Origin of the sequence: Pseudomonas entomophila (genome assembly GCF_029193575.1) — a bacterium.
GTDB lineage: Bacteria > Pseudomonadota > Gammaproteobacteria > Pseudomonadales > Pseudomonadaceae > Aquipseudomonas > Aquipseudomonas entomophila_G.
The window spans coordinates 45,519-72,334 of sequence record NZ_JARGCS010000019.1 but is presented as its reverse complement, the minus strand read 5'-3'; the positions used below and the strand labels follow the sequence as shown (position 1 = coordinate 72,334).

General features: G+C 67.4%; 17 protein-coding genes. 6 read left to right on the top strand and 11 right to left on the bottom strand.

All coding sequences use genetic code 11. From position 1 onward, the window contains the following. Positions 1–37 precede the first annotated feature (37 nt). Positions 38–1,708, top strand: coding sequence for an AMP-binding protein (locus tag P0Y43_RS09335; RefSeq protein ID WP_275637008.1), 1,671 nt, complete (start codon positions 38–40; stop codon positions 1,706–1,708). On the opposite strand, the gene P0Y43_RS09330 is transcribed toward P0Y43_RS09335, so the two are convergent. Together P0Y43_RS09330 and P0Y43_RS09325 are read right to left on the bottom strand one after the other, a co-directional pair. Further along, positions 1,683–1,946 carry an acyl carrier protein gene (locus tag P0Y43_RS09330; protein WP_275637007.1) on the bottom strand — a complete coding sequence of 88 codons (264 nt, stop codon included), beginning with the start codon at positions 1,944–1,946 and terminating at the stop codon, positions 1,683–1,685. The two genes, P0Y43_RS09335 and P0Y43_RS09330, sit on opposite strands and share 26 nt — an antisense overlap. A gap of 201 nt (positions 1,947–2,147) precedes the next feature. Then, entirely contained in the window at positions 2,148–2,315 is a 168-nt protein-coding gene (locus P0Y43_RS09325; protein WP_275637006.1) for a hypothetical protein, read from the bottom strand. 140 nt (positions 2,316–2,455) lie between these two features. On the opposite strand from P0Y43_RS09325, the gene P0Y43_RS09320 reads away from it, so the two are divergent. The 3 genes from P0Y43_RS09320 to glgB all read left to right on the top strand — a co-directional run bounded on the left by P0Y43_RS09320 (position 2,456) and on the right by glgB (position 10,214). Beyond that, complete coding sequence (locus P0Y43_RS09320) at positions 2,456–4,474, top strand: alpha-1,4-glucan--maltose-1-phosphate maltosyltransferase (protein ID WP_275637005.1); 2,019 nt, start codon at positions 2,456–2,458, stop codon at positions 4,472–4,474. Between the two features lie 156 nt (positions 4,475–4,630). Next, positions 4,631–7,942 (top strand): maltose alpha-D-glucosyltransferase, encoded by a 3,312-nt coding sequence (treS, locus tag P0Y43_RS09315; RefSeq protein ID WP_275637004.1) that lies wholly within the window; start codon positions 4,631–4,633, stop codon positions 7,940–7,942. Between the two features lie 61 nt (positions 7,943–8,003). Further along, positions 8,004–10,214: a 1,4-alpha-glucan branching protein GlgB gene (gene glgB, locus P0Y43_RS09310; protein WP_275637003.1), complete on the top strand. Its 2,211-nt coding sequence runs from the start codon at positions 8,004–8,006 to the stop codon at positions 10,212–10,214. 66 nt (positions 10,215–10,280) lie between these two features. Here glgB and P0Y43_RS09305 read toward each other — a convergent pair whose 3' ends face one another. From P0Y43_RS09305 to P0Y43_RS09265, 9 genes are all read right to left on the bottom strand, one after another. Then, a complete protein-coding gene (locus P0Y43_RS09305; RefSeq protein WP_275637002.1) occupies positions 10,281–11,357 on the bottom strand; it encodes an autotransporter domain-containing protein in 1,077 nt (358 codons plus the stop codon). Positions 11,358–11,672: 315 nt separating this feature from the next. Further along, positions 11,673–12,467 (bottom strand): endonuclease/exonuclease/phosphatase family protein, encoded by a 795-nt coding sequence (locus P0Y43_RS09300; RefSeq protein WP_275637001.1) that lies wholly within the window; start codon positions 12,465–12,467, stop codon positions 11,673–11,675. A 160-nt stretch (positions 12,468–12,627) separates the two neighbouring features. Next, positions 12,628–14,781, bottom strand: coding sequence for a glycogen debranching protein GlgX (gene glgX / locus P0Y43_RS09295; protein ID WP_275637000.1), 2,154 nt, complete (start codon positions 14,779–14,781; stop codon positions 12,628–12,630). Between the two features lie 81 nt (positions 14,782–14,862). Beyond that, entirely contained in the window at positions 14,863–15,105 is a 243-nt protein-coding gene (locus P0Y43_RS09290) for a DUF2934 domain-containing protein (RefSeq protein WP_275637120.1), read from the bottom strand. Between the two features lie 17 nt (positions 15,106–15,122). After that, the gene (locus P0Y43_RS09285) at positions 15,123–17,897 is read right to left on the bottom strand and encodes a malto-oligosyltrehalose synthase (protein WP_275636999.1); all 2,775 of its coding nucleotides are present in this window, start codon (positions 17,895–17,897) and stop codon (positions 15,123–15,125) included. Beyond that, a complete protein-coding gene (gene malQ / locus P0Y43_RS09280; protein ID WP_275636998.1) occupies positions 17,894–19,960 on the bottom strand; it encodes a 4-alpha-glucanotransferase in 2,067 nt (688 codons plus the stop codon). The genes P0Y43_RS09285 and malQ overlap by 4 nt, the downstream gene beginning before the upstream one ends. Then, the gene (gene treZ / locus P0Y43_RS09275; protein WP_275636997.1) at positions 19,957–21,699 is read right to left on the bottom strand and encodes a malto-oligosyltrehalose trehalohydrolase; all 1,743 of its coding nucleotides are present in this window, start codon (positions 21,697–21,699) and stop codon (positions 19,957–19,959) included. The genes malQ and treZ overlap by 4 nt, the downstream gene beginning before the upstream one ends. A 15-nt stretch (positions 21,700–21,714) precedes the next feature. Further along, complete coding sequence (gene glgA / locus P0Y43_RS09270) at positions 21,715–23,274, bottom strand: glycogen synthase GlgA (RefSeq protein WP_275636996.1); 1,560 nt, start codon at positions 23,272–23,274, stop codon at positions 21,715–21,717. 670 nt (positions 23,275–23,944) lie between these two features. Then, complete coding sequence (locus tag P0Y43_RS09265; RefSeq protein ID WP_275636995.1) at positions 23,945–24,112, bottom strand: DUF6026 family protein; 168 nt, start codon at positions 24,110–24,112, stop codon at positions 23,945–23,947. A gap of 201 nt (positions 24,113–24,313) precedes the next feature. On the opposite strand from P0Y43_RS09265, the gene gnd reads away from it, so the two are divergent. Next, positions 24,314–25,297, top strand: a complete 984-nt coding sequence (gnd, locus tag P0Y43_RS09260; protein WP_275636994.1) for a phosphogluconate dehydrogenase (NAD(+)-dependent, decarboxylating) — start codon at positions 24,314–24,316, stop codon at positions 25,295–25,297. After that, complete coding sequence (zwf, locus tag P0Y43_RS09255) at positions 25,294–26,799, top strand: glucose-6-phosphate dehydrogenase (RefSeq protein ID WP_275636993.1); 1,506 nt, start codon at positions 25,294–25,296, stop codon at positions 26,797–26,799. Before gnd ends, zwf begins: the two co-directional genes overlap by 4 nt. The last annotated feature ends 17 nt before the right edge of the window (positions 26,800–26,816 follow it).

Genomic DNA, 26,816 nt, shown 5'->3' with positions numbered 1-26,816 from the left:
GCTTCAGTCATGCCCAGAACAACAAGAAGGGACACCCATGAATCAACCAAGCTACACCCGCGGTCGCCAGGACCAAGCATTGCTCACCCAGACCATCGGCCAGGCCTTCGATGCCACCGTGGCCCGTTGCGCCGACCGCGAAGCGCTGGTGGTGCTGCACCAGGGCTTGCGCTACACCTGGCGGCAGTTGGCCGCGCAGGTCGATACCCATGCCCGCGCCCTGATGGCGTTGGGCGTCGAGGTCGGCGACCGGGTCGGCATCTGGTCACCGAATTGTGGGCAGTGGTGCATCCTGCAATTGGCCACTGCCAAGGTCGGCGCGATTCTGGTCAACATCAACCCCGCGTACCGGCTCGGCGAGCTGGAGTACGTGCTGCGCCAGTCCGGTTGCAGCTGGCTGGTGTGCGCCGATGCGTTCAAGACGTCCGATTACCACGCGATGGTCCAGGAACTGGTGCCTGAGCTGGACACCCACGCCCCGGGTAGCCTGGCCAGCGAGCGCCTGCCGGCATTGCGCGGGGTCATCAGCCTGGCGGCCGAGCCGCCGGCGGGCTTGCTGCCGTGGACGGCGCTGGCCGGGCGGGCAGGGCAGGTCGGCGCCGAGGCCTACCAGGCGCGCCAGCAAGCGCTGCAGTTCGACCAAGCGGTGAACATCCAGTACACCTCCGGCACCACTGGCGCCCCCAAGGGCGCGACGCTGAGCCACTACAACATCCTCAACAACGGCTTGATGGTCGGCGCAAGCCTGGGCCTGACCGAACTCGACCGCATGGTGATCCCGGTGCCGCTGTACCACTGCTTCGGCATGGTCATGGGCAACCTCGGCTGCGTCACCCACGGCAGCACCATGGTCTACCCCAGCGACGCCTTCGACCCCGAGCTGACCCTGCGTGCCGTGGCCGAAGAGCGCGCCAGCATCCTCTATGGCGTGCCGACCATGTTCATCGCCATGCTCGACCACCCGTCGCGCAATGGCCTGGACCTCTCGACCCTGCGCAGTGGCATCATGGCCGGCGCCACCTGCCCGATCGAGGTGATGCGCCGGGTGATCGACCAGTTGCACATGGCCGAGGTGCAGATCGCCTACGGCATGACCGAAACCAGCCCGGTGTCGCTGCAAACCGGGCCGGACGACGCGCTGGAACTGCGCGTGACCACCGTCGGCCGCACCCAGCCGCAACTGGAGACCAAGCTGGTGGATGCCGAGGGCCGCATCGTGCCGCGCGGCGAGATCGGCGAGCTGTGCACCCGTGGCTACAGCGTCATGCTCGGCTACTGGGAAAACCCCCAGGCCACCGCAGACGCCATCGACCCGGCGCGCTGGATGCACACCGGCGACCTGGCGGTGATGGACGAGGCCGGCTATGTGCGCATCGTCGGGCGCAACAAGGACATGATCATTCGCGGTGGCGAGAACATCTACCCGCGCGAGTTGGAGGAGTTCTTCTACACCCACCCGGCGGTGGCCGATGCCCAGGTCATCGGTATTCCTTGCAGCAAGTACGGGGAAGAGGTGGTGGCGTGGATCAAGCTGCACCCGGGGCACAGCGCCACGGTCGAGGAACTGCAGGGCTGGTGCAAGGCGCGTATCGCCCACTACAAGGTGCCGCGGCATTTCCGTTTCGTCGACGAGTTTCCGATGACGGTGACGGGGAAGGTGCAGAAGTTCAGGATGCGTGAGATCAGCGTCGCCGAGCTGGCCGGCTGACCGCCATCGCCCGGTCGACCTGCTCGACCAGGCCGGTGAAGCTGGTGTGAACGGGCAGTGGGTGCTCGAGCGTGACCTGCAAGCGCTCCTCGACCAGCACCTGCAGTTCGACCATGTCGAAGCTGTCGGCGCCGAGGTCGGCGAACACGCTGCCTGGGAGGATGTCTTGGGGGGCGCATTCGAGGAATTCGGCGAGCATCTCGACCAGGCAGTGGGTGATGCAGGCATGGTCTGGCATGGAGGCGTCCGCGCTGACGAGAAGTATGATGCTTCTGTACGCGGGTTTGCCCGGGGGTGCCACTGGCAAAAATATCAGGTGCCTGGGTGGCTGAATCGCCGGGGCAAGCCCGAATGCCGGCACAGTGGGAGAGCGGTGCGGACAACTGTCTTGGTTGTACCGGTACCGGCCCCGCGATGAGGCCGCCACGGTCAACCTTGTCTATCCTTTGGCTTTCACTGGAGGCTCCTCGGTCGGCGGGTCGCCCACGGTCGGCGGCACGGTCGGCTTGATCGGCAGCTCGTCCGGGTCTTGCTCGGGCACCGGCGGCGGCAAGGTCGGGTCGTCGATGTTCGGGTCGGGTGTCTCCGGTGGAATGGGAATGTTCATGGCCTGACCTCGCTGGGTGGATGAGAGGGTGCTGCAGGCTTTGATCCGTGCCGGCGTCCTTTCGCTCAATTTTTTTGAACCCGCCCCGTGCTCGACGGCTCTGAACCCTTACCGCCACCGCCAACAGGGAGCAACGACCGATGTCGCGCAACGAGCCCTTCGCAAGCGTGCCCATGGCCAACGACCACCCGGACCAGGCCATCAGCCTGTCCCAGGCGCTGCTGGCGCCGCGCATCGTGATCGAGGACGTCAGCCCCACGCTCGATGGCGGCGTTTTCGCCACCAAGGCGGTCAGTGGCCAGGGGGTGCAGGTGGCAGGCAAGGTCTACAGCGACGGTCACGACCGCCTGTCGGTGATGCTGCATTGGCGCCAGGCCCACAGCCGGCGCTGGCACTGCGTGCCGATGCAATCGCCGGGCAATGACCTTTGGCTGGCCGAGTTCACCCCGCTCGAACTGGGCCTGCACCTGTTCAGCATCGAGGCCTGGATCGACCCATTCGCCACTTACTGCCACGACCTGGAAAAGAAGTACCACGCCGGTGTCGAGGTAACGCTGGAGTTGGAGGAGGGGCGCCTGCTGCTGGGCAAGGGCCTCGAGCGCAGCGAAGGGCTGTTGCGCGAACAACTCGAAACGCTCCAGCAGCGCTTGCCGAGCCTGGCCGTCGATGACCAGGTGGCCCAGTTGCTGCACCCCGACACCGCGCGGCTGATGAGCCAGTCCGAGCACCGCAGCTACCTCACCCGCAGCCAGGAGTTTCCCCTCGACGTCGATCGCCAGGCCGCGCTGTTCGCCAGCTGGTACGAGCTGTTTCCGCGCTCGGTCACCGACGACGCGCAGCGCCACGGCACCTTCGACGACGTGCACCAGCGCCTGCCGATGATCCGCGACATGGGCTTCGACGTGCTGTACTTCCCGCCCATCCACCCGATTGGCCGCAAGCACCGCAAGGGCCGCAACAACGCGCTCCAGGCCGAGCCGGGCGACCCCGGCAGCCCCTACGCCATCGGCAGCCCCGAGGGCGGCCACGACGCCATTCACCCGCAGCTAGGCAGCCGCGAGGACTTCCGTCGCCTGGTCGCCGCTGCCGCCGAGCACGGCCTGGAAATCGCCCTGGACTTCGCCATCCAGTGCTCCCAGGACCACCCGTGGCTCAGCGAGCACCCCGGCTGGTTCAGCTGGCGCCCCGACGGCAGCATCCGCTACGCCGAGAACCCGCCAAAGAAGTACCAGGACATCGTCAACGTCGATTTCTACGCGCCCGAGGCCGTGCCCAGCCTGTGGCTGGCCCTGCGCGATGTGGTGCTCGGCTGGGTCGAGGAGGGGGTGAAGACCTTTCGCGTCGATAACCCGCACACCAAGCCGCTGCCGTTCTGGCAATGGTTGATCGCCAATGTGCGCAGCCAGCACCCGGAGGTGATCTTCCTCGCCGAGGCCTTCACCCGCCCGGCGATGATGGCGCGCCTGGGCAAGGTGGGTTACGCGCAGAGCTACACCTACTTCACCTGGCGCAATACCAAGCAGGAGTTGCGCGAGTACTTCGAGCAGCTCAACCAGCCGCCGTGGAGCCACTGCTACCGCCCGAACTTCTTCGTCAACACGCCGGATATCAACCCGTACTTCCTGCAAACCTCCGGGCGCGCCGGCTTTCTCATCCGCGCCGCCCTGGCGACCATGGGCTCGGGCCTGTGGGGCATGTACTCGGGCTTCGAGCTGTGCGAGGGCACGCCGCTGCCGGGCAAGGAGGAGTACCTGGATTCGGAGAAGTACGAGATCCGCCCGCGCGACTTCACCGCGCCCGGCAACATCGTCGCCGAAATCGCCCAGCTCAACCGCATCCGCCGGCAGAACCGCGCGCTGCAAAGCCATCTGGGGGTGGCGTTCTTCAATTGCTGGAACGACAACATCCTGTACTTCGGCAAACGCACCCCCGAGCGGGACAACTTCATCCTGGTGGCCATCAGCCTCGACCCGCACAACGCCCAGGAAGCGCAGTTCGAACTGCCGCTGTGGGAACTGGGGCTGGACGACAGTGCCGACACCCAGGGCGAGGACCTGATGAACGGCCATCGCTGGACCTGGCATGGCAAGACCCAGTGGATGCGCATCGAACCCTGGCACCAGCCGTTCGGCATCTGGCGGATCGAGCGGGCGCGCTAGGGGCTTCCAGGGCTGCTGCGCAGCCCATCGCGGCGCCAGGCCGCTCCCGCAGGTACCCCGCTGGCTTGCGGTGCGCCGGGTGTACGCGTGGCAGCGGGCCGGCCCCGCGATGAGCCGCGCACTGGCTGAAAAACGTTGAACAGAAAGGAGTCGCACATGGCCAAGCGTTCCCGCCCGGCAGCCTTCATCGACGACCCGCTGTGGTACAAGGACGCGGTGATCTACCAGCTGCACATCAAGTCGTTCTACGACGCGAACAACGACGGCATCGGCGACTTCGCCGGCCTCATCAGCAAGCTCGACTACATCGCCGAACTGGGCGTCAACACCCTCTGGCTGCTGCCGTTCTACCCCTCGCCCCGGCGCGACGATGGCTACGACATCGCCGAATACAAGGCCGTGCACCCCGACTACGGCAACCTGGCCGACGCCAAGCGCTTCATCGCCGAGGCGCACAAGCGCAACCTGCGGGTGATCACCGAGCTGGTCATCAACCACACTTCCGACCAGCACCCCTGGTTCCAACGGGCCCGCCACGCCAAGCCCGGCAGCAAGGCGCGAGACTTCTACGTGTGGTCGGACGACGACCAGAAGTACGACGGCACGCGGATCATCTTCCTCGACACCGAGAAATCCAACTGGACCTGGGACCCGGTCGCCGGCCAGTACTTCTGGCACCGCTTCTATTCCCACCAACCGGACCTCAACTTCGACAACCCGCAGGTGATGAAGGCGGTGATCGGCGTGATGCGCTTCTGGCTCGACCTCGGCGTCGACGGCCTGCGCCTGGACGCCATCCCCTACCTGATCGAGCGTGACGGCACCAACAACGAGAACCTGCCGGAAACCCACGATGTGCTCAAGGCGATCCGCGCCGAGATCGACGCCAACTACCCCGACCGCATGCTCCTGGCCGAAGCCAACCAGTGGCCCGAGGACACCCGCCCGTACTTCGGCGAGGGCGATGGCGACGAATGCCACATGGCCTTCCATTTCCCGCTGATGCCGCGCATGTACATGGCGCTGGCCATGGAAGACCGCTTCCCGATCACCGATATCCTGCGCCAGACCCCGGAGATCCCCGCCAACTGCCAATGGGCGATCTTCCTGCGCAACCACGATGAACTGACCCTGGAGATGGTCACCGACCGCGAGCGCGACTACCTGTGGAACTATTACGCCGAGGACCGCCGCGCGCGCATCAACCTGGGCATTCGCCGCCGCCTGGCGCCACTGCTGCAACGCGATCGCCGACGCATCGAGCTGCTGACCAGCCTACTGCTATCGATGCCCGGCACGCCGACCCTGTACTACGGCGACGAACTGGGCATGGGCGACAACATCTACCTGGGCGACCGCGACGGTGTGCGCACGCCAATGCAGTGGTCGCCGGACCGCAACGGTGGCTTCTCCCGCGCCGACCCGCAGCGCTTGGTGCTGCCGCCGATCATGGACCCGCTGTACGGCTACCAGACCGTCAACGTCGAGGCCCAGGCCCACGATCCCCATTCGCTGCTCAACTGGAACCGGCGCCTGCTCGCGGTGCGCAAGCAGCAGAAGGCCTTCGGCCGCGGCACCCTGAAGATGCTGACCCCGAGCAACCGGCGCATCCTCGCCTACGTGCGCGAATACACCGACGCCGACGGCAACAGCGAGATCGTGCTGTGCGTGGCCAACGTCTCGCGCGCCGCCCAGGCGGCCGAGCTGGAGCTGTCGCAGTACGCCGAGCGGGTGCCGGTGGAGATGCTCGGCGGCAGCGCCTTCCCGCCGATCGGCCAACTGCCGTTCCTGCTGACCCTGCCGCCCTATGGTTTCTACTGGTTCCTGCTGGCGTCCCACGACCGCATGCCCAGCTGGCACATCCAGCCCGCCGAGGGCCTGCCTGAACTCACCACCCTGGTGCTGCGCAAGCGCCTCGAGGAACTGCTCGAAGCGCCGTCCAGCGACACCCTGGAAGGCGCCATCCTGCCCCAGTACCTGCCCAAGCGGCGCTGGTTCGCCGGTAAGGAGGGGCCGATCGATGCGGTGCGCATTCGCTATGGCGTGCGCTTTGGCACGCCGGCCACCCCGGTGCTGCTCAGCGAGCTGGAGGTGCTCAGCGACGGTGTAGCCAGCCACTACCAACTGCCGTTCGGCCTGCTGCCCGAAGAGCAGATCAACAGCGCCTTGCCCCAGCAACTGGCGCTTTCGCGGGTGCGCCGTGGCCGCCAGGTCGGGCTGATCACCGATGCCTTCGTGCAGGAGCCGTTCATCCGCGCGGTGCTGAGCGCCTGCCAGGAACGACTGCGCCTGGCCACTGCCGCTGGCGAGGTGCGCTTCGAACACACCGAGCAACTCGCAGCGCTGGGGCTGGATGAGCAGAGCGCGGTGCGCTACCTGAGCGCCGAGCAATCGAACAGTTCGGTGGTGGTCGGCGAGCGTGCGGTGCTCAAGCTGATTCGCCGGGTCAACCCAGGCATCCACCCGGAACTGGAGATGAGCGCCTACCTCACCGCGGCCGGTTTCGCCAATATCTCGCCATTGCTGGCTTGGGTCAGCCGGGTCAGCGAGCAGGGCGAGCCGCACCTGCTGATGATCGCCCAGGGCTATCTGAGCAACCAGGGCGATGCCTGGGACTGGACCCAGAACACCCTGGAGCGGGCGATCCGCGACGAAATGGAACCGACCACCGGCAAGCCCGAGGCGCACACCGACGCGCTGGCCGAACTGGCCGGGTTCGCCGCCTTGCTCGGCCAGCGCCTGGGCGAGATGCACCTGTTGCTGGCCGCGCCGACGGCCGACGCCGCTTTTGCACCGCAGGTCAGCGGCGGCGCCGACAGCCAGCGGTGGAGCCGGCAGATCAGCGCCGAGTTGAACCATGCGCTGGACCTGCTGGCGCAGCACCGCGACAACCTCGACGCCGACAGCCAGGCCCTGGTCGACGACCTGCGCCAGCAGCGCGACGGCCTGGCCCAGCACGTCGACAACCTGGCCCGCCAGGCCGAGGGTGGGTTGCTGATGCGGGTGCATGGCGACTTGCACCTGGGCCAGGTGCTGGTGGTGCAGGGCGATGCCTACCTGATCGATTTCGAGGGGGAACCGTCGCGTCCGTTGGATGAACGCCGGGCCAAGCACAGCCCGTACAAGGATGTCAGCGGCGTGCTGCGTTCCTTCGACTATGCTGCTGCAATGATCCTGCGCAGCGCGTCTAGCGTCGACCTCTCGGACGCTGCGCGGCAAGCCCGGCAACGGGTGGCCCGGCAGTACCTGCACCAGTCGCGTCATGCTTTCGTCGAGGCCTATGGCCTGGCCACGGCGGCCATGCCCCATGCCTGGGCACGGGCCGAGGGCGAGCGCGCCGCGCTGGAGCTGTTCTGCCTGGAGAAGGCGGCCTACGAGATCACCTACGAAGCCGAGAACCGGCCGGGCTGGCTGGCCGTGCCTTTGCATGGCTTGCATGGCTTGATCAGCACCTGGGGCGAAGCGTGAACGCGCGCCGTGTAGGAGCGCGCGGCGCCTATTTATCGAAGACATGGAAAGGGGCAGTGAGATGAATGCAAGTACGCGTGACAACGGCGGCCTTCGGCAAAGGGACATCGATGCCCTGGCGCGCGCCGAGCACGCCGACCCGTTCGCGGTCCTTGGCCCGCACGGCGATGGCGAGGGCGGCGTGTTCGTCCGCGCCTTCCTGCCCACTGCGCTCAACGCACGGGTGGTGGCGCGCGACGATGGCCGCCCGCTCGCCGACATGGTGCAGGGCAGCCTGCCAGGGTTGTTCACCGCGCACCTGAACGCGGCGCAGCCGTACCAGTTGCAAATCGGTTGGGCCGGTGGCGAACAGCTCACCGAAGACCCGTACAGCTTCGGCCCGCAACTGGGCGAGATGGACATGCACCTGTTCGCCGAAGGCAACCACCGTGACCTGTCCGGGCGCTTCGGTGCACAGCCCACGCAGGTGGACGGCATCGCGGGCGTGTTGTTCTCGGTGTGGGCACCGAACGCCCGTCGCGTCTCGGTCGTGGGCGACTTCAACAACTGGGACGGGCGCCGCCACCCCATGCGCCTGCGCCACAACGCCGGGGTCTGGGAGTTGTTCGTGCCGCGCCTGGGCGAGGGCGAGGCCTACAAGTACGAAGTGCTCGGCCGCGACGGCGTGCTGCCGCTCAAGGCCGACCCTTTGGCCCGCGCCACCGAACTGCCGCCGAGCACCGCCTCGAAGGTCGCCGGCCCCCTGCGCCACGACTGGCGCGACCACGACTGGATGCAGCAACGCGCCCAACGCCATGCCTACAGCGCGCCGCTTTCGATCTACGAACTGCACGCCGGCTCCTGGCGCTGCGAACTGGACGATACCGGCGAGGTGGCGCGCTTCTACACCTGGCGCGAACTGGCCGAGCGCCTGGTGCCCTACGTGCAGGACCTGGGCTTCACCCACATCGAGCTGTTGCCGATCATGGAGCACCCGTTCGGCGGTTCCTGGGGCTACCAGCCGCTGTCGCTGTTCGCGCCCACCTCGCGCTACGGCAGCGCCGAGGACTTCGCCGCCTTCGTCGACGCCTGCCACCAGGGCGGCATCGGCGTGATCCTCGACTGGGTGCCGGCGCATTTCCCCACCGACGAGCACGGCCTGGCGCGTTTCGACGGCACCGCGCTGTACGAGTACGACAACCCCCTGGAAGGCTTCCACCAGGACTGGAACACGCTGATCTACAACCTGGGGCGCAACGAGGTGCGCGGCTTCATGCTGGCCTCGGCGCTGCACTGGCTCAAGCACTTCCACATCGACGGCTTGCGTGTCGACGCGGTGGCTTCGATGCTCTACCGCGACTATTCGCGCAAGGCCGGCGAGTGGGTGCCCAACCGCCACGGCGGGCGCGAGAACCTCGAAGCCATCGACTTCATCCGCCACCTCAACGACATCGCCGCCCATGAGGCCCCGGGCGCGCTGATCATCGCCGAGGAGTCCACCGCCTGGCCCGGCGTCAGCCAGCCGACCCAGCAGGGTGGCCTGGGCTTTGCCTACAAGTGGAACATGGGCTGGATGCACGACACGTTGCACTACATCCAGAACGACCCGGTCCACCGCACCTACCATCACAACGAAATGAGCTTTGGGCTGATCTACGCCTATTCCGAGCATTTCATCCTGCCGATCTCCCACGACGAAGTGGTGCACGGCAAGCACTCGCTGATCGACAAGATGCCCGGCGACCGCTGGCAGAAGTTCGCCAACCTGCGGGCCTACCTGGCGTTCATGTGGATGCACCCGGGCAAGAAGCTGCTGTTCATGGGGTGCGAATTCGGCCAGTGGCGCGAGTGGAACCACGACCAGCAACTGGACTGGTACCTGTTGCAGTACTCCGAGCACCAAGGTGTGCAGCGCCTGGTGGGCGACCTCAACCGGCTGTACCGCGAGCTGCCGGCGCTGCATGAGCAGGACTGCCAGCCCCAAGGTTTCCAGTGGTTGATCGGCGACGATGCCGCCAACAGCGTGTATGCCTGGCTGCGCTGGAGCGGTGCTGGGGAGCCATTGCTGGTGGTGGCCAACTTCACCCCGGTGCCACGCGAGGGGTATCGCATCGGCGTGCCGTTCGGCGAGCGTTGGCAGGAGTTGCTCAACAGTGATGCCGAGCTGTATGCCGGGAGCAATGTCGGCAACCTGGGGACGGTGGCCAGTGAGGACGTCGCCAGCCATGGGCAGCCGCTATCGTTGGCGCTGAACCTGCCGCCGCTGGGGGTACTGGTGATGAAACCCGCCTGATGTCACGGCGCATCCCCTTGGAGCGGGCTTGCCCCGCTCCTACAAGGGGGGCGCCATATTCGCTGCTCACCAACGCATCCGTACCCCCAGGCTGCCGATCAACCCGTTCAGGTCGTTGTCATCCACATCGCTGCTGTAGTCGGCGCTGACGAACAGCGCCACCGTCGGCGTGACCCGCGCCACCAGCCCCAAGCCCAACTCCACCGTGGCCGCGCTGCGCGAGCTGGAGATCTTGTCCACCTGGTCGAGCTTGACCGCGTCGGCATTGCTGAAGTCGTACCACACGTTGGTGCGCACGTAGGGTTCGATCGGCATCCCCCGCACTTCGTAGCGTGCCGACAACTTGGCACCGACCCGGCCGCTCCAGCTCGGCTGGCTGTCGAAGGCCTGCAAGGTTTCGGCCTGGGCCTGGTTGCCGGGGAAGAACTGCTGGTTGATCAACTGCGCCTGGGGTTCGATCACCCAGTTGCCGCCCAGGCCGATGGGGAAGCCGCCCTCCACCGAGAAGGTCATCGCATGGCCGCTGTCGTCCAGGCGCTGGCCGCCTTGGCCGCGGCCATTGACGTCGATGCGCGTGCCCATGGCCACCGCGTCCACGTGCCAGCCCTGGTCATGGGTCATGCTCCAGTACACCCCCAGGCTTTCGCCGCTCAGGTTGACGGCGTTGCGCTGCTTGTCGCCCAGCAACGGGCGCATGCCGTTGAAGCTGCTCTGCAGGTTGTTGTGGCCCACGAAGATCCCGGCGCGGTGTACGTTGCCCGCGGCGGTCTCGCGCACGAACAGGTCGGGGCCGACCATCAGCTGTTGGCTGGGCGCCTCCAGGTGCGCCGGGGCCTGGTGCACCGGCCGCCCGGCGCCGGGGAAGAACTGCGCCCACTGGCTGGCGGTGAAGTCGGTCGGCAACTGGCCGTGGCGTTCGCCCATCCGCTCGGAAAACGCTTGCAACGTCCCCAGGCCCACGCCGCTGGCGCTCACCGGGTCCAGCGACAACTGCGGCAACGTCGGCTGCTGCAACAGGTTGGCGAAAGGCGGGTCGTCGTCGAGGTCGAGTGCGAAGGTTTCCAACGGGGTTGCCAGAAGCAGCGACGTGGAAACCGCGCAGAACAGGCACTCGAAACGCGAGGGGGTCGATGCTCGTTTCATGGCGGATCTCCTGTAGGCGTGGGTAACAGCCAAGACCTGGCCTGATGTCACGAGCTGTACGGCACGAAAACAGGGGCGACCCAAACCAGCGCGCGGGGCTTCCAGGCGCGCGCAAAGGCGCGAACTAGAGGCTCGGCGCGAAATTTTCGCAGAGGGCGATATGTTCAGCTAAGGAGACGGCAAGGCTTGCGTCAAGAAACGGTTAAAACCACCTTGGTGGCGTGTCTGCATGGGTAATTCATTGAATTTGCTTGGAATGGACGTTTCGATAGCAGGGAAGGTTCTTTGCCGCGAGGGCGCTATGCCGAAACATTGCTAGAGACGCACTTCCACCGTCAGTGGCAGGTGGTCGGACAGGTGGGTCCACGGCTTATGGCCGAGGATCCGCGGTGCGTGGCTTTCGGCGTTGCGCAGGTAGACGCGGTCCAGGCGCAGCAGCGGCAAACGCGCGGGGTAGGTGCGTGCGAGCAGCCCGTGATGGCGTTCGAAGGCTTCGTGCAGGCCGCGCGCGCGGCCCAAGGTACGGTTGCCGCGCAGTTGCCAGTCGTTGAAGTCGCCGGCGATGATCACCGGGGCGTCGGCGGGCAGGGCGTCGAGTAGCTTGCCCAGCAGTTGCAGTTGCTGCTGGCGGTGGCTTTCCAGCAATGAGAGATGCACGCAGATGGCATGCTCCTGGCGCTGGCCAGGCACGTCCAGCACGCAGTGCAACAGGCCACGGCGCTCGGGGCCGGTGATCGATACGTCGAGGTTGCGGTGTTCGAGGATCGGGTACTTGGACAGCAGCGCGTTGCCGTGGTGGCCGTCCGGGTAGACGGCATTGCGGCCATAGGCGAAGTCGCTCCACATGCTGTCGGCGAGGAACTCGTACTGCGAGGTCTGCGGCCACCCGGGGTAGCGCGCGGCGTGGCGGTCGTGGCTGCCGAGCACCTCCTGGAGGAACACGATGTCGGCCTGGGTGCTGCGCACCGCCTCGCGCAGCTCCGGCAGGATGAAGCGCCGGTTGAAGGCGGTGAAGCCCTTGTGGGTATTCACGGTCAGCACCCGCACCCGGTGCACGGCGGGGGCCTGGGCGACACTGGCGTAACCTGGGCTGCCGGCTTCGAAGTTCACGACGACTCCTGATGTAGTCCTTCGTCTTGGCGGCATCTCGGTTCCTGTGGGAGCAGGCTTGCCCCGCGACAGGGCCGGCACAGGCACGACAAAGACCGTTGCTCCCACAGGCTCGGCTGTCGCATAGCTACAGTCTAGGACCGAAGCGAGGTCGCCGGGTTCACTCTTCCTCGCGCTGCAACGCCAGCAACAGCAACGACCGCCCCTTGACCTCGAACGTCGTCTCGAACGCCAGGTGCTGGGCCTTGCGCAACTGGGGTCGATCGGTGTCGACCAGGCAGCTCCAGTAGTCGCCCTCCGGCACGCTGGGCAGCAGGAACGGCACCGTGTCGTGGTGCGCATTGACGATCAGCAACAGGGTCGCCTCGGCGCCGGGCCGGGCGATGCCGCTGACTTGGGCACGGCCGTCCATCAGCATGCCCAGGCAACGGCCGTGCGGGTCTTCCCATTGCTCGACACTCATCTCGCTGCCGTCGGGGGCCAGCCAGGTGACGTCCTTGACCCCGATCGCCTCGTTGTAGTCGCCGACCAGGAAGCGTGAACGGCGCAGCACCGGGTAGGCCAGGCGCAAGCGGTTCAAGCGCTTGACGAAGGCCAGCAGTTGCGCGCCGTCGTCGTCCAGGTCCCAGTTCACCCAGCCGATCTCGCTGTCCTGGCAGTAGGCGTTGTTGTTGCCGTGCTGGGTGCGGCTGAACTCGTCGCCGGCGACGATCATCGGCGTGCCCTGGGCGAACAGCAGGGTGGCGAAGAAGTTGCGCATCTGGCGCATGCGCAGGGCGTTGATGTCCGGGTCGTCGGTCGGTCCTTCGACGCCGCAGTTCCACGACAGGTTGTTGCTGGTGCCGTCCTGGTTGTTCTCGTCGTTGTCCTCGTTGTGCTTGTCGTTGTACGAGACCAGGTCGCGCAGGGTGAAACCGTCGTGGGCGGTGACGAAGTTGACCGAGGCATAGGGCCGCCGGCCGCGGTTGTTGAACAGGTCGCCCGAGGCGGTCATGCGCGCGGCGAAGTCGGCCAGCTGGCCTTCGTCGCCTTTCCAGAAGGCACGCACGGTGTCGCGAAAGCGATCGTTCCATTCCGCCCAGCCAGGGGCGAAGTTGCCCACCTGGTAGCCGCCGGGGCCGCAGTCCCAGGGCTCGGCGATCAGTTTGACCTGGCGCAGCAACGGGTCCTGTCGGCAGGCGACGAGGAAGCTGTGGCGCTCGCTGTAGCCGTCGTGGTAACGGCCAAGGATGGTCGCCAGGTCGAAGCGGAAACCGTCCACGTGCATCTCGCCGGCCCAGTAGCGCAGCGAGTCGGTGACCAGTTGCAGGACGCAGGGGTGGCTCAGGTCGAGGGTGTTGCCGGTGCCCGAATCGTTGATGTAGAAGCGCTTGTCGTCGGGCATCAGGCGGTAGTACGAGGCGTTGTCGATGCCGCGCATCGACAGGGTCGGGCCAAGCTCGTTGCCCTCGGCGGTGTGGTTGTAGACCACGTCGAGGATCACCTCCAGGCCGGCGTCGTGCAGGTGCGCGACCATCTCCTTGAACTCGGCGATCTTGCCGCTGGCCAGGTACGTGGGGTGCGGCGCGAAGAAGGCGATGCTGTTGTAGCCCCAGTAGTTGTTCAGGCCCTTTTGCAGCAGGTGCTGGTCGTTGACGAAGGCGTGGATCGGCAGCAACTCGATGCTCGACACGCCCAGCTCCTTGATGTGCCCCAGCAGCTCGTCGTTGGCCAGCCCGGCGAAGGTGCCGCGCAGGTGTTCGGGCACCGCTGGGTGGCGCATGCTGATGCCACGGGTATGGGCCTCGTAGAGGATGGTGCGTTCCCAGGGGATCTGCACGCGTTGGTCGCGCCCCCAGGTGAAGGCCGGGTCGATGACCTTGCACTTGGGCACGAACGGCGCGCTGTCGCGTTCGTCGAACGAGCGGTCGCCGTCGGGGTGGCCGATGGTGTAGCCGAACAGCGCCTCGGACCATTTCAGGCGGCCCACCAGTTGTTTGGCGTAGGGGTCGATCAGCAGCTTGTGGGGGTTGAAGCGGTGGCCGTTCTCCGGTTCGTAGGGGCCGTGGACGCGGTAGCCGTAGACCAGCCCGGGGTGCGCGTCGGGCAGGTAGCCATGGTAGATCTCGTCGGTGTATTCGGGCAGTTCGATGCGTTCGATCTCCTGCTCGCCGCTGGCGTCGAACAGGCACAGTTCGACCTTGGTGGCGTTGGCCGAGAACAGCGCGAAGTTCACGCCCAGGCCGTCCCACGTGGCACCGAGGGGGAAGGGCAGGCCTTCGCGCAGGCGTGAGGGGGCGATGGCGCGGGTTTTCTTCGGGGTGCGCGGGCTCATGGCGGTCCTCTGGTTGCCAAGGGTGTCAGGGAGAGGGGCCGCGTTGCGGCCCAATCGCGGGGCTTGCCCTCGCGGCGCCGGTCAGCCGGCTGCCGGCTTCTTGGTCACGCGCGGCTTCTTCAGCACTGCAGGCTTCTCGGCAGCGACCGCAGGCTTGGGCTTGGCCGCGGCCTTCTTGCGTGGGGCGGCCTTGGGCGCCAGCGCCTCGGCTTCGGCCAGCTTGCGTGCCATGTCCCAATGGCGTTCTTCCTGGCCTTCGGGCTTACCCTCCGACTCCCAGATCTGGTAGGCGAACTCGCGAATACGTTTTTCTTCGACACTCATCTCGACGCTCCTGATGTTCATGCAGTTTCAATCAACAGGTTGACCGGAAACTCATTCAGCACGGCGCTCAGCATCAGCTCCCTTGAAGGGCTGACAGCGGTGTGCGGGAAAAGTCCCGTGCAATGGGCAGGTGACAAGGCAAACGGCAGGATCAGCCGGGTATCGTCCCAGTTCTGTGCCGGGATCAGGGGTGTCGGCGCCGCGCCGAGCAGGCCGCTGGCCAGGCGTGGCACGACGACGATCGCGCGCTCGCCCTCGCCGAGACGGGCGAAGGCCAGCACCTGTTCGGCGTGGCGGCCCTGCACGGTCAGCGGCAGGTAGGCGCCGTCACGGAACAACGCGGTGTGGGCTTGGCGCAGGTCTAGCACGCGGGCGACCAGGGCCTGCTTGATACGCCCGTCACGCCACTGCGACAGCAGCTCGGCGGGGGTGGCGCGGTCGTTCAGGCTGGCCCGTCGGCAAGCGTAGTCCACCGGGCGGCGGTTGTCCGGGTCGACCAGGCTCAGGTCCCAGTATTCATTACCCTGGTACAGGTCGGGCACGCCGGGGGTGGTCATGCGCAACAGGCACTGCGCCAGGCCGTTGAGCGCGCCAGGGCAGGCGATGCGTTCGGCGGCGTCGGCCAGCGACTGGCGCAACTGCTGGTTCTCGGCCTCCAGCAGCAGCCCGTCCAGGTAGGCCGCGCAGGCGTGTTCGTAGGCTTCGTTAGGCGCGCTCCAGCTGCTGCGCAGCTTGGCCTCGCGCAGGGCTTTCTGCTGCCACTGGCGCAGGCGTTCGGTGAACGGGCGCAGGGCTTGGGCGTCGTCCGTGCGCAGGTCCAGAGGCCAACTGCCGAGCAGGGTCTGCCACAGCATCAGTTCGTCGCCTGGGCTGGGCGCGGGGCCTTCGTCGAGTTGCACGCGCAAGGGGGCGGCCAGTTCGCGCCAGTGTTCGACGCGGCTGGCCAGCCAGGGTGCGAGTTCACTGAGCACCGCCAGGCGCGCGCGGCAATCCTCGCCGCGCTTGTGGTCATGGGTGGCGGTGGCCAGCAGGTTGTCGGGGAAGTCGCGCAGGCGGCGCTGGGCTTCGTTGTGAAATTGCGCGGGCGTGGCGCTGAAACGTTCGGCTTCGAAGCCCACGTCGTTGCGCGACAGCAGCCGGGCGCTGCGATAGAAGGCGGTGTCTTCCACGGCCTTGGCCGCGCTCGGTGCGGTGAGCTGCTGGAAGCGCACGCAAGCATGGCGCAGGTGCTTGCGTGGGCGACCTGGCGGAAGCGCGCGCCAGGGTTGGCCGCCGAGCCAGCGCTCGAGGTGTTCGAGCAGCGGCCAGTCAGCCTCGCCGAGCGATTGCCGGGCGCCGGCCAGGGCCTGCTGGAAGAACGCCTCGTCCTCGGCCGGGCGGCCGCAGGCCGTGAAGTAGGTGCGGTACACCGGGTAGTGCTCGACCAGTGCCTGCAAGGCGCGGCGGATCGCGCCCAGGGTCAGGTCGCGGGTCATCAGGTTGTCGCGGGCCACCTGCAGCAGGGCCTGGGCCACCGATTCGCAGTCGCCGGCCAGGCTGGCGTTGAGCACCAAGTGGCGAGCCGTGCGCACTTCCTCGTCGAACGGCGGGCGTTCGCTGACCGTGCTCCAAAGCTCGGTCAGCGGCGCCTCGCCGGCCGGGTCGTGCTGCAGCAGCGACACCTGGTTCATGAACTCGTAGCCGGTGGTGCCATCGGTGAGCCAGTCGCGGTGCAGGTGTTCGTCGCTGCCGAGGATCTTCTCCACGTAGATCGGGAAATGCTCCAGTGCCGCCGACAGTGGCCGCTCGGCCAGCAGCCCATCGACCCGCCGACGCAGCTTGCGGCAGTAGCCGCGCGGGTCGGCCAGGCCGTCGATGTGATCGATGCGCAGGCCGTCCACCAGGCCACGCGCGATCAACGCGAACAGCTTGGCGTGCGTCGCCTCGAACACCACCGCGCGCTCCACCCGCAGGCCGCCAAGCTCGTTGATGTCGAAAAAACGCCGCCAGTTGATGTCGTCGGCGGCGGTGCGCCAACTGGCCAGGCGGTAAGTCTGGCGTTCCAGCAACAGGTGCAAACGCTTGAAGCCGGCCTCGGTGCGGCTGTCGAAGGCCGCCAGGGCGTCGTCCACGGCGTGGCCGGCGCGTGCCAGGCGCGCTAGCTCGGCATGCAGGGGCAGGGCTTCGGCCAGGGGGTCGACGGCATCGTGCAGGGTGCTGAACGGTTGGGCCAAGGCACGCAGCGGGGCTTCGCTGCTGTGGCCGAGGATGCGCCCGTAGTCCAGCGGGCAGATCGGGAAACGGTGGTCGTGGTGGGCGACCTCGAAACGTCCATGCTCGGCGTCGAAGCCCAAGGGAATCTCGCCGTGCTGCAAGGCCACGCCGTAGTCGCTGCCCAGGAACGGCAACAGCAGCTGGCCGGCCAGCAGTGGGTCGCTGGAGTGCCACTGGATGTCGAAGAACTCGGCATACGGGCTGCGCCGGCCCCAGGCCAGCAGGCTCTGCCACCAGGGGTTGTCGGCACCGCCGACGGCCATGTGGTTGGACACCGTGTCGAGGATCAACCCCATGCCGTGCTGGCGCAAGGCGGCCACCAGGCGCTCCAGCGCCGCCTCGCCGCCAAGCTCCGGGTTCACCTGCGTGGGGTCGACCACATCGTAGCCGTGGCGCGAGCCGGCGCGCGCCTTGAGGATCGGCGAGGCGTACAGGTGGCTGATGCCCAGGCGGGCGAAGTAGGGCACCAGCGGCACGGCGTCATCCAGGGTGAAGTCGCTGTGCAGTTGCAGGCGCAGGGTCGCGGTCAAGGGCTTCATCGGTCGCGCTCCCAGGCTTGTTCGCGGGCCTGGGCCAGCAGCTCCAGGCGCCGCGCGGCGTGTTCGTCGTCGAGCAGTTCACGCACCGGGTGGGCGAAGCGCCGCCGCCAGTTGGGGTGGCCGTCGGTGGTGCCGGGCAGGTTGGGTTGCTCGTCGTTGCCCAGCAGGTCTTCCAGCGGCACCAGCACCAGCGGCGCGCGGGTGTGGCCGACGTAGCGGATGGCCGCGTCGATCACGGCCTCGTCGTCGTGTAGTGGCCCGTAGTTGCTCTCCAGGGTATGGCGCAGGCCGTCGCGCTCGGCCTGGCGTTCGTGGCGCCAGTGCAGTTCGGTGGCGGCGTCGATCAGGTGCAGGCGGTGGTTCCAGTCGATGTCGCGGGCCTTGAGCCAGCCGGCCAGCGGTGCCAGGTCGTGGGTGCCGGTGGTGGCCAGGGCGCTGTCGGGCCAGTCGAGGATCGGCTTGAACCGGCCCGGCGAGGTTTGCTCGAAGGGCAGCACGCGCATGCCCAGCACCGCCTTGGCCGCCAGCTGTTCGCGCAGGCCTTCGGGCACCGTACCGAGGTCTTCGCCGAGGATCACCGCCTGGTGACGCACCGACTCCAGGGCCAGCAGGCGCAGCAGGTCGTCCAGTGGGTAGTGCAGGTAGGCGCCTTCGCGGGGTGTCGCGCCACGCGGGATCAGCCACAGGCGGCGCAGGCCCATCACATGGTCGATGCGCAAGCCGCCGGCGTGGGCCAGGTTGGCCCGCAGCATCTCGATGAAGGCGCGGTAGCCGTTGCGCTTCAGGCCCTGGGGCGAGAAGGCGCAGATGCCCCAGTCCTGCCCGGCGCGGTTGAGGATGTCGGGTGGGGCGCCGACCTTGAGGTCGGCCAGCAGTTCGTCCTGTCGGCTCCAGGCCTGGCTGCCGGCGCCGTCGGCGCCCACCGCCAGGTCGGCGATCAGGCCGATGGCCATGCCATTGCCACGCGCCGCCTCCTGGGCACGTTGCAGGCCGCGCTCGGTGAGCCACTGGCAGAACGCCTGGAACTCGACGCGTGCCGGGTAGCTGGCGGCAAAGGCCTCGACCTCGGGGTGGTAAGGGTCGTGCCAGGCGCTGGGCCAGCGCCGCCAGTCGGCGCCCAGGCCCTGTTCGACGGCCTCGGCCTGCAGCGCTTCGAAGCGACAGTGGTGCTCCAGGGCCTGGCCGCCGGCTTGGCGGAAGCTGTCGAAGTCTTCGCGCAGCGGGTGCGCGCCTTGGCTGAAGTCCTTGTACAGCGCCGCGAGCAGTCGCAGGCGGGCATCGGCGGCGCGGGGCCAGTCGACCAGTGGGTGTTGTTCGAGGTCTTCGAGGGTCTGCTCCAGGCCGCAGGCCTCGATGGCCATGCGCACCGCGCGCTCGCCGAGCAGCGCGGCGGGGCTGGCGTACAGGGTGTTGAGCAGTAGCCGGCTGGAGGGCGAGTAGGGACTGTAGTGCAGCTGGTCGAAGGCCGACAGCGCGTGGATCGGGCTGATCGCCAGGGCATCGGCGCCACGCTCGGCGGCGGCGCGGGCCAGCTGTTCGAGGGCCAGGCAATCGCCGTAGCCACCATCGCCGGGGCGGCGCAGGCTGTAGAGCTGCACCGCCAGGCCCCAGCAGCGTGCCGGTGGTTGCGCCACGGCATCGGCCAGGCTGTAGCAGCGTGGCGGGGCGACGGCGACGGTGAAGCGACGGCCGTCGATGTCCAGGTGGTGGTAGCCCAGGGGCAGCCCGCCGGGCAGCCGTGCTTCGCCGTCGAGGGCGATGTGCAGGGGGCTGCCGTCTTCCAGGGTGCCGCGCACCGGGCTGCCGGCGGCGAACCATTGCGCCAGCGCCAGGGGCTGGCCGACCTCGACGGTGAGCAGCGGCGGCAGGTGGTCGCTGTCCTCGGCCAGCGCCAGGGCCTGGAGGCTGGCGGCCACGGCGCGCTCGTCGTGGGCGGGGTGGCCGAGGCCTGCGAGCACCCGGCGCAGGGCGTCGTCGCTGACCTGCTGCGGGCGGTCGTTGGCATCGACCCAGTCACGGGCCAGCCCGGCCTGGGCGGCGAGGCGGTGCAGCAATTCGCTCATGGGGCCTCCTGGCCGGGGGCTAGCAGGCTGACCACGCAACTGTGCGCGGCCAGGCTGGAGTCGGGGTGGGCGTTGTCGCTGCTGTCGAACAGACGTGCGCGGGCGTCGGGCAGGGCCACTGGCTGTGCGCTGGCGCCGAGGTTCAGGTCGATGCGCAGTTCGCTGCCGTCGCCCAAGCGCCAGCGCGCGGTGAGGGCATGCTCGCCGAGCACCTCGGCGCCCAGCGCGCGGCTGCCGGGCAGGCGCGGGATCACCTGGCGGCGGCGGGTGTCCAGCAGTTGCTGGTACAGGCCGTGCCAACCGGCCAACACCTCCTCGGCGGTGGGGCGCGAGGCGTCGAAGGTCGAGGCGGCGTTGGGGTCGGGGATCTGTGCGCGGCGTGCCGGGTCGGCGAAGGCGGCGAACTGGGCGAACTCGCCCCGCCGGCCTTCGCGCACGGCGTCGGCCAGTTCATCGTGGAAGTCGGTGAAGAACAGGAACGGTCGGCAACTGCCTTCCTCGTCGCCCATGAACAGCAGCGGGATCATCGGCGCCAGCAGCAACAGGCCGGTCGCCGCGCGCAGCGCTTGCGGCGAACACAACCGGCCCAGGCGCTCGCCCAGGGCGCGGTTACCGATCTGGTCATGGTTCTGCAGGAACAGCACGAAGGCGGTCGGCGGCAGGTGGCCGCTGGGCTCGCCGCGTGGGGTGCCGTGGCGGTTGGGCTGGCCCTGGAAGGCGAAGCCTTCACCCAGACAGCGCGCCAAGTGGGCGATGGGGCGTTCCTGGTAATCGGCGTAGTAGCCTTCGGTCTCGCCGGTCAGCAGCACGTGCAGGGCGTTGTGGCCGTCGTCGTTCCACTGGGCATCGAAGCCCTGCTCGAGCAGCGTCGCCTGGTTGTGTTCGTTCTCCAGTACCAACCACACCTGGCGCCCGGGCTCGATGGCGGCGCGCACGCGCTGGGCCAGCTCGACGAGAAAATCCGGCTGGTCGATGGCGTGCACGGCGTCCAGGCGCAGGCCGTCGATGCGGTAGTCGCACAGCCACATCAGGGCGTTCTGGATGAACAACTCGCGCACCTCGCGGCGGCGAAAGTCGATGGCCGCGCCCCAGGGGGTCTGGCGGTCGTCACGGAAGAACGGGCTGGCGTACCGGTGGAGGAAATTGCCCTCGGGGCCGAAGTGGTTGTAGACCACGTCCAGCAGCACCATCAGGCCGTGGCCATGGGCTTGGTCGACCAACTGGCACAGCGCTTGCGGTCGGCCGTAGCTGTGCTGTGGGGCGAACGGCAGCACGCCGTCATAGCCCCAGTTGCGTTCGCCGGGGAACTGCTGGATGGGCATCAGTTCGATGGCGCTGATGCCCAGGCTCGCCAGGCGCGGCAACTGCCGGGCCACGCCCGGGTAACCGCCGAGCACGCCGACGTGCAGTTCCTGGATCACCGCTTCGTGCCAGGGCCGGCCTTGCCAGGGGTGCTGCCAGGGGTAATCGCTGACATCCACCACCTCGCTGGGGCCGTGCACGCCTTCGGGCTGCCAGCGCGAGGCGGGGTCGGGCACCTCGAGCTCGTCATCGACCCGGTAGTGGTAACGCTGGCCCGCCGCGCAGGGCGCGACGGCCACGAACCAGCCGTCGCCCTCGGGAAGCATCTCGAGGGGCGGTTGCCCGCTAAGTTGCAAGCTCACGCTGCGCGCATCCGGCGCCCAGAGGGCGAAGCGCGCCGACGTGGCGTCCAACTGCTGTGCGCCATGTCTGTGCATCTTCGAACCTCTCGTTCAGTAGCGGGCGCTCTGTACCTGGTGTGCCAGTTCCTCGTACAGGCGGGCGTAGGGCTCCACGGCCTGGCACCAGTTGAACGGCTGGGTCATGGACAGGCAGCGCATGGCGTGCAGCAGGTCTTTCTTGCCATACACGTAGAAGGCCCGGGCCAATGCCTCGCGGTAGCTTTCCACGGTCGACGCGTCGAACAGAAACCCGGTGACGCCGTTCTCGATGGTGTCGGCCAGCCCGCCGGTGTTGCGTGCCACCGGCAGCGAGCCGTAGCGCTGCGCGTACATCTGGCTCAGCCCACACGGCTCGTAGCGTGAAGGCATGAGCAGGAAGTCGCTGCCGGCGAACATGCGTCGGGCGTCGGTCTCGTTGAAACCGATATTGACCCCGATGCGCCCTGGGTGACGTTGGGCCAGCTCGCGCATGGCCTGTTCTTCCTCCGGTTCGCCACGGCCGATGATGGCGATCTGGCCGCCTTGTTCGACGATGTAGTCGGCCACCCCCAGGGTCAGGTCCAGACCCTTCTGGTAGACCAGGCGTGAGACCACCGCGAACAGCGGCCCGTCGGACGCCTCCAGGCCGAACAGCGTGCGCACCTCGGCGGCGTTGCGCGCCTTGCCGTCCCAGTCGTTGAGGCTGAAGGTGTGTTGCAGGTGCTGGTCCGTGGCCGAATCCCAGCTTTCGTCGATGCCGTTGGGGATGCCGCCGAGCAGGCCTTGCTGGGCCTTGCTGGCGAGGAAACCGTCCAGGCCGCAGCCGAATTCCGGGGTGGTGATCTCGCGAGCGTAGGTGGCGCTGACCGTGGTGATGTGGCTGGAGTAGGCCAGCCCCGCCTTGAGGAATGACAGCTTGCCGTAGAACTCCATGCCTTCCTGCTGCATGGCGTGTTCGGGGATCGCCAGCTCCGGGCTGCAGCCCCGGTTGTAGACGCCCTGGTAGGCGAGGTTATGGATGGTGAACAGGGTCGGTGTGTTCAGCCCGCGCCAGTGCATGTAGGCCGGGGCCAGGCCGGCGGGCCAGTCGTGGGCGTGCACCAGGTCGGGTTTCCAGTGGGCCATGCCTTCACCGGCGGCGATTTCCGCGGCGGCCAGGCCCAGGCGGGCGAAGCGGATATGGTTGTCGGGCCAGTCGCGGCCATTGTTGGCGCCATAGGGGGTGCCGTCGCGCAGGTACAGCTCAGGGCAGATCAGCACGTAGATCACCAGGCCGTCGACCAGGTCCATGCGCCCGATCTTGCACGGTGGCAGCGCCGCGTGGCCGCCGAGTTCGCCGACGATGTGGATGGGGTTGTCGCTTTCCATCACCTGACGGTAACCGGGGATCAGCACGCGCACATCGTGCAGGTGGGCCAAGGCGCGTGGCAGCGCGGCCGAGACGTCGCCCAGGCCGCCGGTCTTGACCAGGTCGGCGATCTCCGAGGTGACGAACAGGATCTTGCGCTTGTGCGGGTTGTGCTGGCGCTGGGCGCCGGGGGCCTTGGCTGTCGTGGCGAAGTCCGGCTGGAGCGGCTCGCGGTTGTCCGGGTGGAATGCATCTACGTGGGGTTCGACAGCGGCACTGATCATACGTCTCTCCGTCCCTATTGGCGGGTGGCTGGCACCCGTTTGCGTTTATCTCGTCTTGGTCTCTCTGGTTCTCTGGTCTTCGTCGTGCGGTCCTTGCCCCTGGATCGTGCGCGCAGGCACGGCGCTATCGGCATTCCGGCCGAAAGCGTTGGACGGGTGGGGTGGGTGGGCCTGGCTGGGGAAGTCCCTTTGCAACGGCCTACTTACTTCCTGACCTGCCCGCAATTTGGAAAGTTCGACTTTTTTCCGTCGATTGTTCCGAGCAATTTGCGAGCCGAATCCCGAGTGTAGGAGAGGTGGGGATAAAGAAGTGACCCGTTGGTCACTTTTGTTATGAGGCGAGTTAGACGCAAACGTTGGCGGATGTCACAAGATGTGAACGGTTCTGACGAACGGTTGAAAATGGGGCGAGCGGGTGCGTGCAAACAGGGCGGGTTTGCCCCGCTATGGTGCGTTGGGCGGGCGAAGGGGGCAGGGGGCGCGCTTTGTGCTGCCAGCGTCGGCCTCATCGCGGGGCAAGCTCCCTCCTACAGGTGCCGTGCCGATCTCGAGAGCGGCACTTGAGCAGGCCCGCCCCGCGATAGGGCCGGTAGTGACACACAACAAATACGCTTCCACAGGCTTACAGCAGCACGGTACCTGTGGTCGCGGGAAAGGGGTGCTGGGCGCGTCAGGTACGCAGGGCCTTGGCCTCGGCGCGGGCCTGTTCCAGTTGCAGGTTCAACTGTGCGACCTGTTGGCGCAGCTGCTCACGCTCATCCTTCAACTGGCGCAGCTCATCACGGCGCACGGTGACGTAGAGGGTCTGGGTGGGAGTGGCAGGCATATAGGTACCCATGAACACACCTCGCGGTTTGGCTGGTGACAATATCGAGCTTAGACGCTCACGCGGCGCGCATTCTGAATTCTTTCCCGGCCCGTGGGAACTTTTTTGTTTATCGTTGTCGCGCCGTTCGTCGCTGAACCCTCGGGCCAGGCGCTGGACTAACCTGAACAGCTGAACCGCGTTGTCATCCATTTCTAAGGGGAGCATCGGCACATGCAACTGGGAATCGTCGGGCTGGGCCGCATGGGCGGCAATATCGCAAGACGGCTGATGCGCGCAGGCCACCGCACCGTGGTCCACGACCGTAACCGCGACGCGGTGAACGCACTGGAAGGCGAGGGTGCCCAGGGCGCGCACGACCTTGGAGCATTGATCCAGAAGCTCAAGGCGCCGCGTGCGGTGTGGGTGATGCTCCCGGCAGGCGAGCCCACCGAGCAGACCATCGCCCAACTGGCCGAACTGCTGGAGCCAGGCGATGCGATCATCGACGGTGGCAACACCTTCTATAAGGACGACATGCGCCGCGCCGTCGAGCTGGCCAAGCGCGGCCTGCATTACCTGGACGTCGGCACCTCCGGCGGTGTGTGGGGCCTGGAGCGCGGCTACTGCATGATGATCGGCGGCGAGCAGGCCGTGTTCGAGCGCCTGGAGCCGCTGTTCAAGGCCCTGGCCCCGGGCGTTGGCGACATCCCCCGCACCCAGGGCCGCGAAGGCGAGCACCAGCGCGCCGAGCATGGCTACATCCATGCCGGCCCCGCAGGTGCCGGGCACTACGTGAAGATGGTGCACAACGGCATCGAGTACGGCCTGATGCAGGCCTACGCCGAAGGCTTCGACCTGCTGCGCAGCAAGGGCGGGCCCGAGTTGCCGCAAGACCAGCGCTTTGACCTGGACGTGGCCGAGATCGCCGAGGTCTGGCGCCGCGGCAGCGTGGTTACCTCCTGGCTGCTCGACCTCACCGCCGACGCCCTGGTGGCCGACCCGCAACTGGCGCAGTTCAGCGGCGCGGTGTCCGACAGCGGCGAAGGGCGCTGGACCATCGACGCCGCGGTCGAGCAGGCGGTGCCGGTGCCGGTGCTGTCCAGCGCGCTGTTCGCCCGCTTCCGCTCGCGCCAGCAGCAAGGCACGTTCGGCGACAAGGTGCTGTCGGCCATGCGCCTGGGCTTCGGCGGGCACGTCGAGAAGAAAGGCCGATGAGCAAATCGACGATCCCCGCCGCGCCACCCTGCACCCTGTTCCTGTTCGGCGCCAACGGCGACCTGGTCAAGCGCCTGCTGATGCCGGCGCTGTACAACCTCAGCCGCGACGGCCTGCTGGACCGCAACCTGCGTATCGTTGGCGTCGACCACAACGCCAACAGCGCCGAGCAGTTCGCCGCGCGCCTGCACGCCTTCATGGCCGAGCGCGACCAGGGCCGCGAAGCCGCCGCCCGCTGCCTGGACGAAAACCTCTGGGCGCGACTGGCCAAGCGCCTGGACTACCAGACCGGTGACTTCCTCGACCCGGCCACCTACACCGCCATCGCCCAGCGCATCGCCAAGACCCGTCACGGCAACGCGATCTTCTACCTGGCCACTTCACCGCGTTTCTTCCCGGAGGTCGCCCAGCGCCTTGGCGAGGCCGGGCTGCTGGATGAGTCGGCGGGCGGTTTTCGCCGGGTGGTGGTGGAGAAGCCCTTCGGCACCGACCTGGCCAGCGCCGAGGCACTCAATGCCTGCCTGCTCAAGGTGATGAACGAGCGGCAGATCTACCGCATCGACCACTACCTGGGCAAAGAGACGGTGCAGAACATCCTGGTCAGCCGTTTTTCCAACGGCCTGTTCGAATCGTTCTGGAACAACCACTACATCGACCACGTGCAGATCACCGCCGCTGAGACCGTTGGCGTCGAGACCCGCGGCGCCTTCTATGACAACACTGGCGCGTTGCGCGACATGGTGCCCAACCACCTGTTCCAGTTGCTGGCGATGGTCGCCATGGAGCCGCCGGCCGCCTTCGGCGCCGATGCGGTGCGCAGCGAGAAGGCCAAGGTGGTGGGCGCCATCCGCCCGTGGTCGCAGAAGATGGCGCTGAAAAACTCGGTGCGTGGCCAGTACGTGGCCGGCAAGCAGGGCCGCAAGCGCGTGCCCGGCTACCGTGAGGAGGCCAACGTCGCCGAGCGCAGCCAGACCGAGACCTTCGTCGCGCTCAAGGTGATGATCGACAACTGGCGCTGGGCCGGGGTGCCGTTCTACCTGCGCACCGGCAAGCGCATGAGCGTGCGCGACACGGAAATCGCCATCTGCTTCAAGCCCGCGCCCTATGCGCAGTTCCGTGAGAGCGAGCTGGAGCGGCCGAAGCCGAACTACCTGAAGATCCAGATCCAGCCCAACGAAGGCATGTGGTTCGACCTGCAGGCCAAGCGCCCGGGGCCGGAGCTGGTGATGGAGAACGTCGAGCTGGGCTTTGCCTACAAGGACTTCTTCAAGATGACCCCGGCCACCGGCTACGAGACGCTGATCTACGACTGCCTGACCGGCGACCAGACCCTGTTCCAGCGCGCCGACAACATCGAGAACGGCTGGCGCGCGGTGCAGCCGTTCCTCGACGCCTGGGCCAGTGGTGGCGAGGTGCATGAATACGCCGCGGGCGAAGACGGGCCTGAGGCGGGTAACGAACTGCTCAGCCGTGACAAGCGTGAGTGGCACAACCTGGGATGAGCCGCACCGGCCCTATC